The sequence below is a fragment of the Kovacikia sp. CALU 1929 genome, assembly GCF_056784235.1.
The window spans coordinates 124,622-142,655 of sequence record NZ_JBXBCF010000108.1 but is presented as its reverse complement, the minus strand read 5'-3'; the positions used below and the strand labels follow the sequence as shown (position 1 = coordinate 142,655).

General features: G+C 47.8%; 3 protein-coding genes. All 3 read left to right on the top strand.

The window, feature by feature from the left end; translation table 11 throughout:
• Nucleotides 1-215 precede the first annotated feature (215 nt).
• The 3 genes from AC1S52_RS30550 to AC1S52_RS30540 all read left to right on the top strand — a co-directional run bounded on the left by AC1S52_RS30550 (nt 216) and on the right by AC1S52_RS30540 (nt 17,965).
• Complete coding sequence (locus AC1S52_RS30550; protein WP_482032822.1) at nt 216-6,200, top strand: trifunctional serine/threonine-protein kinase/ATP-binding protein/sensor histidine kinase; 5,985 nt, start codon at nt 216-218, stop codon at nt 6,198-6,200.
• Between the two features lie 408 nt (nt 6,201-6,608).
• Nucleotides 6,609-11,897 carry a diguanylate cyclase domain-containing protein gene (locus tag AC1S52_RS30545; protein ID WP_482032821.1) on the top strand — a complete coding sequence of 1,763 codons (5,289 nt, stop codon included), beginning with the start codon at nt 6,609-6,611 and terminating at the stop codon, nt 11,895-11,897.
• A 41-nt stretch (nt 11,898-11,938) separates the two neighbouring features.
• A complete protein-coding gene (locus AC1S52_RS30540; RefSeq protein ID WP_482032820.1) occupies nt 11,939-17,965 on the top strand; it encodes an EAL domain-containing protein in 6,027 nt (2,008 codons plus the stop codon).
• Nucleotides 17,966-18,034: the final 69 nt, after the last annotated feature.

Sequence of the window (18,034 nt, the reverse complement as noted above, 5' to 3'; positions counted from 1 at the left end):
TTGCTTAGTACATTGGGGGGTTAAAGGGGGTGTGGGGGCAGCGCCCCCAGCCAGGGGTTCCACCCCTGCACCCCGTCCTAAATCAGGTGACTATGGCTATATCTCGAAATCGGTTGGTTTGGGAGCTACTGGAAATGCTTTAGGACTAGAGTAGAAGATTTCTGGGCACTCTAGGAAATAATCTTATATCTCCTACAATCATTTGCCTGGATCCTATGGTAGTCCCAGCAACCCCTACGCCCCAGATTGAGCTTTCCATTTCTGGCTATAACATCGTTGAGCAAATTTATGCAGGTTCTCGAACGATCGTTTATCGTGCCCTGGAAAATTCTTCTCAGCGTTTGGTAGTGATCAAATTACTGCAACAAGCTCATCCTAGCTTCAATGAGTTGTTACAGTTCCGCAATCAGTACACGATTACCAAAAATTTGAACATCGCCAACATTATCTGCCCCTACAATCTGGTACCGTGCGGCAATAGTTATGCCTTAGTGATGGAAGACTTTGGTGGTATTTCCTTGAGGCAGTATGTCCAGCAGCATTCGCTGTCCTTGCTGGAGATATTAGGAATCGCCCTGCAACTGACTCATATTCTGCACGATCTGCACCAGGCGCGGATCATTCACAAAGACATTAAACCAGCCAATATTTTGATTCAGCCAGCGTCTCAGCAGGTCAAATTAATTGACTTCAGCATTGCTTCGCGGTTACCCAAGGAAACTCAGGAAATCAAAAACCCGGGTGGATTGGAGGGAACTTTAGCCTATCTGGCACCGGAACAGACTGGTCGGATGAACCGGGGGATCGATTACCGGGCAGACTTCTACGCCCTGGGTGTAACCCTGTTTGAGTTATTGACAGGGCAATTACCCTTTCCATCCATTCACCCAATGGAATTGGTTCATTGCCATATTGCTAAGCAGCCGCCTGCTTTACAAAAACTCAACCTTAAAAATTCAAAATTCCCAGTTCCAGTGACGATCGCACAAATCGTGCTGAAACTGATGGCGAAAAATGCTGAAGACCGTTATCAGAGTGCATTGGGATTAAAGCATGATTTGCAGAATTGCCTGACGCAATTCCAAGAAACCGGGGCAATCCAACCATTTGAACCGGGGGCACGGGATGTCTGCGATCGTTTCCTGATTCCTGAACGGCTCTACGGTCGAGCCACCGAAGTGCAAACCCTACTGAATGCCTTTGACCGGGTTGCCAAGGGCAGATCGGAAATGATGGTGGTGGCTGGTTTTTCGGGAATTGGCAAAACCGCTGTTGTGAATGAAGTTCACAAACCAATTACCCATCACCGGGGTTACTTCGCCAAAGGCAAGTTTGACCAATTCAATCGCAACCGTCCCTTTTCTGCCTTTGTGCAAGCCTTACAAGATTTGATTGGGCAATTACTATCAGAATCTGATGCCCAACTAACCCAATGGCGCACTCAGATTCTGGAAGCTTTGGGAGACAATGGGCAGATTTTAATTGAGGTGATGCCAGAGCTAGAGCGCATCATTGGCAAACAACTGCCAGTTCCAGAATTGTCGGGAGTCGCTGCCCAAAATCGATTTAATTTATCGTTCCAAAAGTTTATTGCAGTTTTTACAACACCAGACCATCCGTTAGTGATATTTTTGGATGACTTACAATGGGCAGATCTGGCTTCGCTTCAGTTGATTAAACTGCTGATGGAAGACGAAAGCCATCTGTTCCTATTGGGAGCTTATCGAGACAATGAGGTGTCACCGACCCATCCATTGATCCTGACATTGGAAGAACTGAAGCAAGCGGGGAAGACGGTCAATGCAATTTCCCTCACTCCCCTGAGCTTCCAGGATACAAATAAGCTATTGGCTGATACATTGCATTGCTCAACCGAGCGATCGCGTCCCCTAACAGAACTGCTCAATCTGAAAACCCAGGGGAATCCCTTTTTTACGATCCAATCTCTCAAAGCGTTACATAACGATGGCTGGATTACCTTCAACCCTGACCAGGGCTGCTGGGAATGTGATATGACCCAACTTCATGCCAGTTCACTCACAGACGACGTGGTGGAACTGATGGCGCAGCAATTGCAGAAACTTCCATCGCAGACGCAGCAGGTGTTAAAGCTAGCGGCTTGTATTGGCAATCAGTTTAATTTAAAGACTCTGGCGATCGTTTCTGAGCAATCTCAAACGGAAACCACTGCGGCACTATGGCAGGCACTTCAGGAAGGTCTGGTTCTTCCCATCTCTGAAACCTATAAATTCTTTCTCGATGCGGCAGGGGAGGAGTCAGACGACGATCTATCCATTCTCTACCGCTTCTTTCACGATCGCATTCAACAGGCTGCCTATTCATTAATTCCAGAGGCAGAGAAACAACGGACCCATCTCACCATTGGACAATTGCTGTTGCAGAGTTTGGATGAAACGCAGCAAGATGAACCTATTTTTGAACTGGTTAATCAACTCAACTGTGGCATTTCACTGATTACTTCCCTTGCCCAGCGGCAGCAGTATGCTCAGCTCAATCTCAGCGCAGGTCGCAAAGCCAAAGAATCCACTGCCTATGGAGCCGCTGCCCATTACCTTGACTATGGTATGCAGTTTTTAATGCCAGGTGGTTGGCAAACGGATGCCGATCTGATGCACCGCTTACATGAGGAAGCGGCAGAGGTTGCCCTACTGACGGGTAATTTTGAGCAGATGGAGGCGCTGATTCAGGAGGTGTTGCAACATAGCAGCACCTTACTGGATCAACTAAAAGTTTATGAACTCAAACTTCAGGCATATCAGATACAAAATCAGCAACTTCAGGCAATTACCGTTGGGCGAGAAATTCTTCAAAAGTTGGGCGTTATGCTGCCTGAATCGGTTAGCCCATCTGCAATTAAACGCTTTGTAGAGAGAACCTTGGCGGCAATACCGGATGGGGCGATCGCGAACCTGGTGAACTTACCCCAAATACAGGACATCAATGCTTTAGCGGCATTGCGAATCATGATCAGTCTGGTTCCATCCATTCATCAGGCGGCTCCCCATCTTTTCCCCATCATTGCTTGTGAAGAAGTCAATTTATCACTGAAGTATGGGAATTCACCCCTGTCCGCACCGGGCTATGCCGATTTTGGAATTGTAGTCAGCACCGTATTAAATCAGTTGGAAACAGGCTATCAAGTGGGTCAATTAGCCCTCCGCATCATGGATCAATATTCCGAGAAATCGGTTAAAAGTATGGTGCAATTTAAAGTTGCAGCCTTTAATCAATCAAATCGACAAAATATTCAGCAGGCAATTCAGTTATTAAAGGAATCCTACCAGGTGGGTTTAGAAACAGGGGATTCAGTTCATGCGCTGGTTTCTACTTCGTTTAGATTGCTCTACACCTACTTATGTGGAGCAGAAGATTTAGAAGCCTTGTTAGAAGAAGTAGAAATTTATCAGTCAAGATTTTCGACCAGTCAGCATTTCTTAACCTGGGCACACATCCTGCGGTGTTCGATCAAAACCCTGATCCAGTTCAGTGAAACCCCAGCCTATCTGGGTCGAGACGCTGAAGATGAAGAGCAACGCCTATCAGCCCTGCTTCAAGAAAATGATGAGCTGACACTCCATCTGTTTTACCTGAACAAGTTAATTCTGAATTACACATTCGGGCATACTGCGGCGGCAGTTGAGACAGCAAACCAGGGAGCAACATACCTGAAAGCGGGTATGGGAATGCCTTCTGCTCCAGTTTACTACTATTACGATGCATTAGTTCATCTTAGCCTTTACCCCACGGCTGAGCCTCCGCAGCAGCAAGAACTCCTCTCCCAAGTGGTCGCAACTCAAGAAAAACTGAGAATTTATGCCACTGCTGCGCCCATGAATTATCAACACAAATATGATTTGGTAGAGGCGGTGCGATGTCATTGCTCAGGGAATCGCCTGGAGGCTATTGATGCCTACGATCACGCCATAGCAGGAGCTAAGGCTAACGGCTATTTCCAGGACGAAGCCCTTGCCAACGAACTTGCGGCACAATTTTACCTGGACTGGGGCAAAGCAAAAGTTGCCGCTGGCTACATGCAGGAAGCCTACTACGGTTACACTCGCTGGGGTGCCAAAGGCAAAACCGATGACTTAAAAAATCGCTATCCCGATTTGCTGCACCCCATTCTCCAGTCGGCTACGCAACCGGTGAAGGTACTCGAAACGCTGGCAACCATTGCCTCTCCCAATCTCTCGATTCATCAGTCCACTGATTTGAGTGATTCTTCCAGTACGAACATTAATACTGCCCTGGATTTTGTCACTATCTTAAAAGCCTCCCATAGCTTTTCTGGAACGATTCAACTGGATGAACTACTGCATCAACTGAGTCAGGTGATTTTGCAAAATTCGGGAGGCGATCGCTGTGCCTTGATTTTACCCAACCATGCGAATGAATGGGAAGTGAAAGCGATTGCCACGCCTGAGACGACAGAGCTATGTGCAGAACCGCTGGAGGGCAACGCTAATCTGCCCCTCAAACTGATTCAATATGTCAAAAACACCCAAGCTGTGGTGATGATTGATGACCTCTACACCGACTTGCCTGTCATTGACGACTATCTCCGCCAACGACAGCCCAGAAGCTTACTTTGTCTACCCATTCTCAATCAAGGACAATTAATTGGAATTCTGTATTTGAAAAATCGATCAACCAGCGGTGTATTTACCAGCGATCGCATTCTGATTCTTAACTTCCTCTGTACCCAGGCTGCCATTTCCCTGGAAAACGCCCGCCTTTATCAAGCATCTCAAGCGAATGCACAGCAACTAGAACAATCACTGGTGCAACAAAAAATCCTGTTTAAAGTGGTTACTCAGATGCGAAAGTCTTTAGATTTAGAGACTATCTTTCAGTCTGTAACCCAGAACGTTCGCTCAACTCTCAAGGCTGATCGGGTCGGTATTTATCAGTTTCATCCAGAGCAAAATTATGAATACGGTGAGTTTATTGCTGAGGATGTGCAGCCTGAATTTCCTTCTGCCTTAGCCACCCAGGTTCGCGATCATTGCTTTGGGGAAGACTACGCGGTTCTCTATCAGCAGGGACGTATCTGCGCCCTGAGTAATGTGCAAGCAAAGGAGATACCGGACTGCCACCGGGCAATTTTACAGCAATTTGCGATTCAAGCTTCCCTGGTGGTACCAATCCTGCAAGATGAAAAACTGTGGGGGTTACTCTGCATTCACCAATGCGATCGCCCGCGCACCTGGCAACCAACAGAGATTCAATTTGCCCAACAAGTCGCTGCCCAGATGGGAATCGCGTTGCAACAAACCGGGTTACTCCTTGAAACTCGTCGTCAGGCAACTCAGCTTGAACAAACCTTACAGGATTTGCGGCAAACCCAACTTCAAATGGTGCAAAAAGAAAAAATGGCATCCTTAGGCAACCTGGTGGCAGGAGTTGCCCACGAAATCAATAACCCAATTGGTTTTCTGAATGGCAGCATTAACAATGCTACCGAGTATGTGCAAGACCTGCTCGAGCATCTGACACTCTATCAGGAAAACTATCCTCAGGCAGCCGCAACCGTACAAGCTCATGCAGCAGACATTGATCTGGATTTCTTGCAGGAAGATTTGCCCAAACTGCTAAACTCAATGAAAGGCGCGACCGATCGCATCAAGGCGATCAGCACCAGCCTTCGTACTTTCTCCCGTGCCGACACCGAACATAAAGTCAGCGCCAACCTGCATGAAGGCATTGATAGCGCCCTGCTAATTCTCAAATATCGGCTTCAAGCCAATCAGCATCGTCCTGAAATATCGGTCATCAAGGACTACGGTGAGTTGCCACCAATTGAATGTTTTCCGGGACAGTTGAACCAGGTATTTATGAATATTCTGGCAAACGCGATCGATATGTTTGATGAGATGGCAAAAACTGAAATCTGTACAAATCTGGAAGCGCGTCCTCAACAAATTACAATTCGCAGCAGAACCAGTTTAGACCAGGTTCAAATTCAAATTGGTGACAATGGTAAAGGAATACCTGAAGACATCAAAGCGAAGGTTTTTGACCATCTGTTTACGACCAAGGGAGTCGGTCAGGGGACAGGGTTGGGATTAGCGATCGCCCGTCAAATCGTGGTAGAAAAGCACCAGGGGAACTTGTGGTGTGACTCTGTACCTGGGCAAGGAACTCAGTTTTTCCTTGAAATCCCACTGTATTCAAACTAATCTTTAGTTGTAATTTCACCCCCCTAATCCTTCAATTCTGAGGGGACTGTGAATGGTTTGGTTCCCAGAATTGGGGGTTTGGGGAGCAGTTCGCCAGCCATTTGGCTGGATTTGATCACTTGGGTGTATGCGGTAGCTACTATGTTTGGTGCCTTGCCGGAGCCAGGGCTTGATACGCAGATCCGGCATCCATTAAGACGTGAAGAAATACCCTTATCGAATAGATAAAAGACTCCCATTGGGTATCCTTTGGTATGAGGGACTGATATATGGGGCAACCTGCCGGTTGCGAAAGCAAGGCAGCACCATCACAGTGGACTGTCCCATCTAGCAGAAACCTGAACCCATCTCTTTCTCTGAAACCATGTATGCATAGCAAATATTTATGCTTAGTTCTTTAGCGTCACTATGGATACGGACACAGGTTTAACTCATGCCATTCCAGGCTACTATCTGCACGAACCCATTTATTGCAGCTTTAAGACCGTGATTTATCGTGCAGTTCGTGAGTGTGATCAAAGCCCGGTTGCGATCAAACTGCTGAGACCAGAATGTGCTGCTTTCAATCAATTATTTCAGGTGTGGAAGCAGCAGATCCGGAACCACTACGCGATCGCCAAAAACATCCACCATGCAGGCATCATCCATCCCTACCATCTGGAGCCTTTTCGCAACAGCCACGCGCTGGTGATGGACCACTTTGATGGCATTTCTTTAAGGCAGGTTACCCAGGAGCGATCGCTACCCCTGGCAGAACTGCTAGACATCGCCCTGCAACTTGCCGACATTCTCGACGGGTTATATCAGCATCAAATTATTCACAAAGATATTCAACCGGCTAACATCCTGATTCACCCAGAAACCAGGCAGGTTAAGCTCACCGACTTCTCCCTTGCTTCGCGCTTGCCTAAGGAAGTGGGGGAAATTCAAAACCCAAATCTGTTAGAAGGAACCCTCGCCTACCTATCTCCCGAACAAACTGGACGAATGAACCGGGGGATAGACTACCGTACTGATTTCTACGCCCTGGGAGTGACGCTATATGAGTTGTTCACTGGACAGTTGCCCTTCCAGTCAGAGGATCCGATCGAACTGGTTTACTGTCACATTGCCAGACAACCCATTCCTCCCTATCAGATTGCACGGCAGTCAGCCGCGAAACCGGGCGATCGCCCAACGCAATCCCAAATCCCAGCGCTGCCCAAGCCCATTTCGGACATTGTCCTCAAACTGATGGCAAAGAATGCGGAAGATCGTTACCAGAGTGCGTTAGGACTGAAACACGATTTAGCAATCTGTCTCCACCAATTCCAGGCAACGCACCAGATCGTCCCCTTTACCATTGGTACCCAGGACATCAGCCATCGCTTCCTCATTCCCGAAAAACTCTATGGACGGGAAGATCCGGTTGCCGAGTTACTGGCAGCGTTTGAACGGGTGGCAGGGAATGGGGCAACCGGGACACAGGAGAACGAAGCAAAAGCCTGTCCTCACGTCCCCATCCCCTCTGGCTCACACAGCGAATTTATCCTGGTTGCAGGCTGCGCTGGTGTGGGCAAAACGGCTGTCGTCAACGAAGTTCACAAGCCCATTGTGCGCCAGCGCGGGTATTTCATTAAGGGAAAATTTGATCAATTTCAACGTCATCTGCCCTTATCGGCATTTGTCCAAACCTTGCGAGATTTGATGGGCTATTTGCTATCTGAAAGTGATGCCCGTCTGGCTGAATGGAAACATGAAATACTGGCTGCCCTGGCGAATAATGCCCAGGTGATCATTGAACTGATTCCCGAACTAGAACAGATTATTGGGCAACAACCTGCGGTACCGCAACTGTCAGGCAACGCTGTACAAAACCGCTTCAATTTATTATTTCAAAGGTTTATTCAAGTCTTTGCGACTAAAGAGCATCCGTTAGTGATCTTTTTCGATGATTTGCAATGGGCAGATTCTGCCTCTTTGCAGTTAATTCAGGTTTTGCTCAACACTTGTGATACGGTCCATCTGTTGTTAATTGGCGCTTATCGGGATAATGAAGTTTCCCCGGCTCATCCACTCATGCTGAAATTGGATGAACTCAGGCATGCAGGGATTCCGCTCTATACCGTTACCCTGCCCCCCCTGCAGGAATCTCACCTGAATCAGTTAATCGCCGAGACCCATGCCTGTGACCGTGAACGGGCATTGCCTCTAACCCAACTGGTGTATCAAAAAACCAGTGGGAATCCCTTTTTTGCCGTGCAATTTCTGAAGGCACTGCATGACGAGGGACTGATTGTCTTTAACAAAAGTGAGGGGCACTGGCAATGCGACATTACTGAAATCAGGGCAAAGGCGTTAACTGATGATGTGATTGAATTGATCACGTTGCAATTGCAGAAACTACCATTTCAGACTCAAACAATCCTTAAGCTAGCCGCCTGTATTGGCAACCAGTTTGACTTGAAAACATTAGCTATCATTTCACAGCAAACGCCATCCCAAACCGCTACGGATTTGTGGAACACCTTAGAGGCAGGGTTGATTCTGCCAATGAGCGAAATCTACAAGTTCTTTGACGATGAATTGGCAGCAGATGAATGGCAGGAACCTGCTTATCCGGCTGTTGCATCCCCTATTCCAGCGATCGCCTATAAGTTTCTCCACGATCGCGTCCAGCAAGCCGCCTATTCGCTGATTCCTGAGGACCAAAAACAACTGACGCACCTCAAAATTGGTCGTTGCTTATTCAGTCACTGCTCAGAATCAGAACTGGAAGAACGCATTTTCGATATTGTGAATCAGTTCAATTATGGTTCTGCCCTACTGACCCAGTGCCAGGAGCGAGAACAACTGGTGCGGTTGAATCTAATGGCTGGACGCAAAGCCAGAGCTACCACCGCCTACACCGTTGCTGTCGAGTACTTCAAAACTGGAATCGCATTTCTGCCCGGTCACAGTTGGGAAACCGATTACCCTTTAACGTTAAGCCTCTATGAGCAGGCGATTGAAGCGGCTTACCTGGCAGGCGATTTTCAACAGATGGAATGCTGGCAGGAGCAACTGTTGGCAAAGGTTGAGACAGTGCTCGATCGCGTCACCACCTATGAAGTGCAAATTGCGGCATGTATTGCCCAAAATCAACTGCGCCAGGGAATTGATATTGCCCTGTCAGTCCTGAGTCAACTCGGTATCCACTTTCCCACCCAGCCCAGCCCAGCGGACTGGATAGCGGGCATTGAGGAAGTGACTCGCCATTTAGGAGACCAATCCATTGCCAGTGCTCTGGATTTACCCCCGATGAGCGATTCCCATAGTCAGGCGGCACTGCGCCTGCTGTTAAGCATCGATGCACCCGCCTACCTCTGCTTCCCAGACATTTTGCCCCTCACCATTTGTAAGCAAGTCAGCCTCTCGCTTGAGTTTGGTAACACCGTCGGCACGGCTAAAACCTATGCCAACTATGGGTTGCTGCTCTGTTCTGGGCTGGGAGATCTGGAGACGGGCTATCAATCTGGACAGGTGGCACTGAAGCTGCTGGAAACCTTGGATGCCAGAGAAATCTATGCCCGCACCTCTTTCTTAGTTAATTTTTTAGTTCGCCATTGGAAAGAGCCTTTACGCCACACCCTGCCATCACTCCAGAATGCCTATAGTATTGGGCTGGAAACGGGAGATTTAATTCATGCTGCGATTGCGGCTGAAAAATATTGCTACCATGCCTATTTTGCTGGACAGGAACTCACTTCTCTGGCGCAGGATATGAGCATCTACGCCGAAAAAATGGTGCAGCTTAAACAAGATGTGGCGTTATGTACCCATAAAATTCACTGGCAGTCCATTCTCAATTTGTTAGGGAAAGCCCAGGATCCCTGTTGTCTAGCAGGTCAGGTTTTAGATGAAGCGGTTTGTTTACCCTGTTTTTTAGAAACGAATGCCAGAACCGCGGTTTATTACCTCTATTTCAATCAACTCCTGCTCTCTTACCTGTTCAGTGATTATACCCGTGCGCTAGAACAGGCAACCCTGGCTGAGCAATATTTGGATGGAGGTAGAGGTCAATTTATTTTTGCCCTGTTTTACTTCTACGATTCCCTAACCCAACTGGCGGTCTATTCCGATCTGCCAGCCCAGCAGGCGGAGCAAATTCTGACCAGAGTCGCTGAGAATCAAGAAAAACTACACCATTGGGCGCACCATGCTCCTATGAACTTTCAGCACAAGTATGACCTGGTACAGGCAGAATGGCATCGAGTTTCAGGACAAAAAAGTGAAGCGATTGAACAGTATGATGCGGCGATCGCAGGGGCAAAACAGAACCAATACCTTCAAGAAGAAGCCCTGGCAAATGAACTGGCTGCCAGGTTTTACCTGGGGTGGGGCAAAGAAAAAATTGCCCAAAGCTATTTACTCACCGCCTATGACAGCTATACCCGCTGGGGCGCAACCGCCAAATTAGCTGATTTAGAAACCCGTTACCCCCATTTGCTTCAGCCCATTCTGCAACAAAAACACTCCCATCCCCCCACTCTCCCAATCATGGCTCCCTTCCCTCCAGCAGGGAACCTGCTTTACTCCTCACCCCAACAATTTACCTTTAGCAGCAGTTTGATTGCCCTGGATTATGCAGCCGTATTCAAAGCAGCCTACGCTCTATCCAGTGAAATTCATTTAGATCAATTGCTTACCACCCTACTCAATATTGTCATCGCCAATGCTGGAGCCAGCAAATGTGCCCTGATGTTGCTATGGAATAATCATTTACGCATAGAGGCGGTGACTCAATTAGGACAGCATCCTAAAGTATTACAAACTACACCCGTCGATGATAGTGCCGATATTCCGATTAGTCTGATTTACCGGGTCAAACACAATTTAAAACCTATTGTAATCAACAATGCCGAGCAGGAAGCGACTCTGCTGGCAGATCCCTATATCATTCAACACCAGCCCAAAAGCCTCCTGTGTACTCCGATTCTGAATCGGGGCAAATTAATTGGCATTTTGTACCTGGAAAACGAGCAAACCACTGGAGCCTTTACCGAAGGACGGGTGGAAATTCTCAATCTCCTTTGCCGTCAAGCCGCTATTTCTCTGGAAAATGCCCGACTCTACGAACAGTTAAAAGACTATTCCCGCCAATTGGAAGTCAAAGTTACCGAACGCACCAGGGAGTTGGAGAAGGTAAACCAGGAGCTTTACCGGATGGCGACCCTGGACGGTTTAACCTTAATTGCCAATCGCCATCATTTTGATGTCTATTTACAGGAGCAATGGCAGTGGCTTTTGTTAGCCCAGCAGCCTCTAGGGCTGCTATTGTGTGATGTGGACTATTTCAAGCGTTACAACGATTATTATGGGCATCAGGCAGGTGATGAATGTTTGAAGTTGGTTGCCCAATTGTTGAGCCAGCTTGCTCAGCGACCAGGGGATCTGGTTGCCCGTTATGGGGGAGAAGAGTTTGCCATGATTTTGCCCAATACGGATGAAGCAGGAGCCAGCCATGTAGCGGAACGGATTCGGTTAGAAACCCAACGCCTGCAATTTCCCCATGCCAACTCCCCGATCGCAAGCCACATTACCGTCAGCGTTGGGGTATCCAGTTTCATTCCCTGCTCTGGCAAACATCCGGAAACTTTGATTTCCAAAGCCGATCTTGCGTTATATAAAGCGAAGGAAATGGGGCGAAATCAATATTGTATCTATGGACATTTTTAACCTACAAACTCATTACTGATTAGGATGCTAACGACTACAAGATGACAACTTCTATGGTGGAACTGATTGGTTATCAAATGCTTGAACCGCTTTACGCTAGTGCTAAAACACTGGTCTATCGAGGTAAGCGGCACTCCGATTCCCAGTCAGTTATCATCAAACTGCTCCGCAACGAGTATCCCAGTGTGGGGGAGTTAGTCAAGTTTCGTAACCAGTATCATATTGCTAAAACCCTGAACCTGCCAGGGATTATTCAACCCTACAGCCTGGAACCTTACCTGAATGGGTATGCCCTGATCATGGAGGACTTTGGCGGAATTTCCCTCAAACAGTGGTTGGGCAACCGATTGCAGAAAGAGCAAACAAATTACTTCCGGCATCTGGATGGGTTTTTCAATACCGCTCTCCAACTGGTGGAAATTCTGAATGAACTCTACTATAACCAGGTCATTCATAAAGACATTAAACCCAGTAACATTCTGATTAATCCAGAAACTCAGCAAGTTAAACTGACTGACTTTAGCCTTGCCTCCTTGCTGGCGCGAGAAACTCAAATCCTGCAAACCCTCAATACCCTGGAAGGAACGCTGTCCTATCTGTCACCCGAACAAACCGGACGCATGAACCGGGGAATTGATTACCGGACAGATTTTTACTCGCTGGGTGTGACGTTTTACGAATTATTGACTGGAGAGTTACCCTTCCCATCCCACGACCCGATGGAGTTGGTTCATTGCCACATTGCTAAGCGGACTCCCCCTCTGCAAAGCCACAATCCCAACATTCCCCTGGCTTTATCGGCGATCGTCAGCAAATTAATGGCGAAGAATGCAGAAGATCGCTATCAGAGTGCACTGGGACTCAAATACGACTTAGAGCAGTGTCAGAGGTTCTGGCGAGAGCACCGCATTATTCCTGAATTTGCAGTAGGGCAGCGGGATGTCAGCGATCGCTTTCTCATTCCCGAAAAGCTTTATGGGCGAGAGCAAGAAGTTGCTGAACTCCTGGCAGCGTTTGAACGGGTGACGGCAAGTGAAGCTGTTGAGCATGGGCAAGGGGAAGAAAGAAGGGAGCAAGAGAGCGGATCAGAAAGGGATGAATCACCATCTCCACCGCTATCCCGCAGTGAACTCGTCCTGGTGACAGGCTACTCTGGCGTGGGCAAAACAGCGGTTGTGAATGAAGTACATAAACCGATCGCCCGACAGCGGGGCTACTTCATCAAAGGTAAATTCGATCAATTCAATCGCAACCTCCCTTTTTTTGCATTCGTGCAAGCCTTTCGCGGCTTAATGGAACAATTGCTGAGTGAACCTGAGACAGAACTGCAAAACTGGAAAACCAGAATTTTGCTCGTATTGGGAGATAACGGGCAGGTCATTATTGAAGTCATTCCAGAATTAGAACGAATTATTGGATCGCAACCGCCAGTAACGGATCTGGGCGGAACTGCCGCTCAAAATCGGTTTAACCTGCTGTTCCAAAAATTTATCCAGGTTTTTACCACGCCAGCACATCCCCTGGTCATCTTTTTAGATGACTTGCAATGGGCAGACTCGGCTTCTTTACGGTTGATGCAGTTGTTGCTGGATGAGTCTGCCAGGGGCTATTTACTGCTTATTGGTGCCTACCGAGATAACGAAGTCTCTGCTGCCCACCCCCTCCTGGCAGCCATTCAGGAAATTTGCAAAACAGCCGCCCCGATTCATAGAATTGGACTGGCTCCATTGAGCGAAGCCAGCCTGAACCAACTGGTGGCAGATACGCTCCATTGTTCGCCCACCATTGCCCAACCCTTCACAGAGTTGGTTTATCAAAAAACGAAGGGCAACCCCTTCTTTAGCACTCAGTTTCTCAAAGCCTTGTATGAGGAGGCGTTGATCAGTTTCAACTCTGAACTGGGTTACTGGCAATGCGATCTGGTACAGATAAAAGCCTTAGCTTTAACGAATGATGTGGTTGAGTTAATGGCAATGCAATTACAGAAGTTGCCAGTCCAGACTCAAGCGGTGCTTAAATTTGCCGCTTGCATTGGCAATCAATTTGACCTGGCGACGCTGGCGATCGTCTGTGAGCAATCAGACCGTGACATTGCAACGGTGCTATGGCAGGCGTTACAGGACGGGTTGATCCTGCCCCAAAGTGAAGTCTACAAGTTCTTTAGTCATGGATTGGAAACCAGCCAGATCGATAGTGTAGTTGGATCGTCTGATTTACCCGTGACTTCTACGATTGTCTATCAGTTTCTCCACGATCGCGTCCAACAGGCAGCTTATTCCCTCATTCCAGAAACCGAGCGGGCGATCGCCCATTACCGGATTGGACAACTCCTACTGCAACGCATTTCGCCCGCCGCCCGGGAAGAACGCATTTTTGAACTGGTGAATCAACTCAACTATGGCATTCCCTTGATGACAGCGCCTTCGCAGTGCGATCAACTTGCCCAGTTAAACCTGCTGGCGGCGCGTAAAGCCAGAGGGGCAACTGCCTACCAGTCTGCCTATGAATATGCAACGGTGGGACTGTCTCTGCTGGGAAGTGACTCCTGGCAAGCTGATTATGAAATGTCCTTAGCCCTGCATGAACTGGCTGCCGAAGTCGCCTCGTTAAAGGGGGATTTTGAGCAGATGGATCGCTGGCTTGAAACGGTGATGCGTCAAGCCCAAACCCCGCTTGATCGGGTGCAGTCTTACCAGATCAAAATCCAGGCGTTGAACACTCGTAATGACTTTTTAGCGGCGATCTCCACCGGGCTATCCGTTCTGCAATCGCTGGGGGTGTCCTTGTCTGAGCAGCCTACACCCGCAGATATACAACAAGCGAAGCAGGACATTGACCAACTGATTGGCGATCGCCCCATCGCTGAATTAATTCATCTGCCTAAAATGGCAAACCCTGAGCAGCTTGCCATTGTCAGAATCGCCGATAGCATCTCCCCTTCGTGCTACATGACTGGCTCATCCCTCTATTTCTTAGTGATCGCCCTCCAGGTGAAGCTGTCGATTCAATATGGGAACAGTCCCTTTTCTCCGGTAGGGTATGTCAGCTATGCCTTTCAACTCCACATCCGCTGGCAGGAGATGGCTCAGGTGCAGCAGTTTGGGCAATTAGCCTATCAACTGGCGGCGGAACCCCAGGCAAAAAACACACGAGCAGCAACTTTTAATATATTTGCGGGATATATTCACCACTGCACTGCCCATCTCAAAGAAACACTACCTATTTTTCAAGATGCCTATCAAGCTGCACTGGAAACGGGCGATCTTGAATTCATTGTTTACATTGTCCAGGTATTTTCTTTAAACGCCTTCTGGTTGGGGCAACCGCTGACAGAACTGGCGACTCACATTCGCACCTATCATCAGCATTTACAAGAACTTAAACGAGACACCAGTGCCAAGCATTATTTAATTTACTGGGAAACTGCCCTGATTTTATTGGGAGAATCGGAGGACGAGTTTACCCTGCGCCAGAAATCCTATGAAGACAGGCTGATTGCTGAAGTCAACCTTTCCAGGGATGGGTTCCGGCTCTGTATTTTTTATCTGCACCGATTTATCTTAAATTTCTGGCTGGGGAACCTGGATCAGGCAGAACAGGATGCCGCTCAAACCCGACAGAATTTAACCGGATGTGTGGGTACGATGATTGAACCCGTTTTTTACTTTTATGATTCTCTGTTAGCCCTTGCCCTATTCACCGAAGCAACCACTGAGGAGGGCGATTCTCCTTTGGAGAGGCTTCGCCAACGCTGGCAGCGGATAGAGGAAAATCAAGCCGCTCTTCAGCATTGGGCACACCATGCCCCCATGAATCATCTGCATAAGTGGCAACTAGTGGAAGCTGAGCGATACCGGGTGCTGAAGCAACCGAAGGAGGCAATTGAACTCTATGATCTGGCAATTCAGGGATCTCAAACTAACGAGTATGTCAATGATGAAGCCCTGGCAAATGAACTGGCAGCGAAATTTTATCTGAAGTGGGGGAAGGAACGAATTGCTCAAGATTACCTGCTCAATGCCTACTATTGCTACGCCCGTTGGGAGGCGAAAGCAAAATCGCAGGATCTAGAACAACGGTATTCCCATCTCCTCCAACCGGTTCTAACTTCAGGTAAAAATCGTTCAGAGCACCAACCCAATCCGCGATCGCAGGTTTCCAGTGGTTCGAGTGGTTCGAGAGAGGTTTTAGACTTGGCGGCTGTGATTAAAGCTTCCCAGGCTATTTCCGGAGAACTTAAGCCCGATGTTCTAACCATCACACTAATGCAAATTGTGCTGGAAAATGCCGGAGCCGAACAGGGATCATTGATTCTGCTGAAGTCAGACCAGTTAGTCATCATGGCTCAATGCATTAGTGGTCAACGGTGTGAGCTACAATCCACTCCCCTTGAAACCAGTCAAACCGTTCCCATTGCCCCCATCCACTATGCCTTTCGCACAGCGGAAGTCGTCGTCATTGATGACATCAAGACAGAGACGCGCTTTGCTGCCGATCCCTACCTGATTCAGCAGCAACCAAAATCGGTGTTGTGTCTGCCGCTGCTTAAACAAAGCCGACCAATGGGTGTGATTTGTTTGGAAAATTATTTAACAATGGGCGCTTTCACCAGTGATCACGTTCAAGTTTTAAATCTCCTGTGTGCTCAAGCGGTCATTTCCTTTGAAAATGCCAGCTTGTATGAGAATTTACAAACATCAAATCAGTCTTTACACCGGTCATTAGAAATTCTGCAACAAACTCAAGCACAGTTAGTCCAGGCAACTGAAAAACTCCAGTATGATGCTTTGCACGATACACTGACCCATTTACCCAATCGCTCCTGGTTCGTCAATCTGCTAGATCATGCGATTCAATTCAGCAAGCGTCACCCCAACATGCTCTATGCGGTACTATTTATCGATCTGGATCGATTTAAAATGATCAACGATAGTTTGGGGCACGCAATTGGCGATGAGTTTCTTAAATGTGTGGCTCAACGACTACAAACCTGTGTACGAGCTTCTGATGCCATTGCTCGATTTGGGGGAGATGAGTTTGCCATCTTGTTGGAGGATTTGAATCAGGCAACCGAAGCGATCGAAGTCGCTAAACGCATTCATCACCAGGTTTCCTTACCTTTTCAGGTGGAGGGATATGAAGTCTTCACGGCAGCCAGTATTGGCATTGTTCTGAATACAACAGACTATCAAGAAGCCGCACAGGTTCTACGGGATGCAGATACTGCAATGTATCACGCTAAAACCCAGGGAAGAAATTGCTACGCTATATTTGATCCGGCAATGCAAACCCATGTCACGGTTCGATTGCAATTAGAAAGCGATCTGCGGCGGGCGATCGAAGCCAGGGAATTTCACCTCCAGTATCAACCGATTATTGCGCTACCCAGCGGAAACTTAAGAGGATTTGAAGCACTGGTGCGATGGCATCATCCCACACGGGGAATCATTTCCCCGGCTGAATTTATTCCCGTTGCCGAAGAAACTGGCTTGATCGTGCCTTTAGGTTGGTGGATTTTGCAGGAAGCCTGTGAAAAGTTAAGTACTTGGCTCGTTCAATTCCCCCAGACTTTTCCGCTGATGATGAATGTCAATCTTTCAGCGATTCAACTAAAACAAACCGATTTATTAGAACAACTAGATGCCATATTGCAAGCCACTCAAATCCCCAGGGATTGCTTAAAACTCGAAATTACCGAAAGCTGTATTCTGGAACCGCTGACCCCCGAAGCTCAGCGCTTGAAACAATTAAAAGACCTGGGTGTTCGGTTATGTATCGATGACTTTGGCACGGGCTATTCCTCTCTCACCCGTTTGCGTGAATTTCCCATCGATACCTTGAAAATTGACCGCATTTTTGTCCATCGTCTCACAACAAATTCTAATCAGATGGTTCAAATGATCATCTCTCTGGCTCACAGCCTGGGAATCGATGTTGTGGCTGAGGGAATAGAGACTGAAACTGAACTAGAGACTCTTAAAGAACTGAGATGTGAGTTTGGGCAGGGATACTTGTTCTCTCCTCCAATCCATCCCCAAGAGGCAGAACAGTGGATAAGGAAAGGATGAGACATCAGTACTCCACAGCACAAGTCTGGCAGAGCTATTATTCTGGGGTTTTCAAGCTATCAAACAATT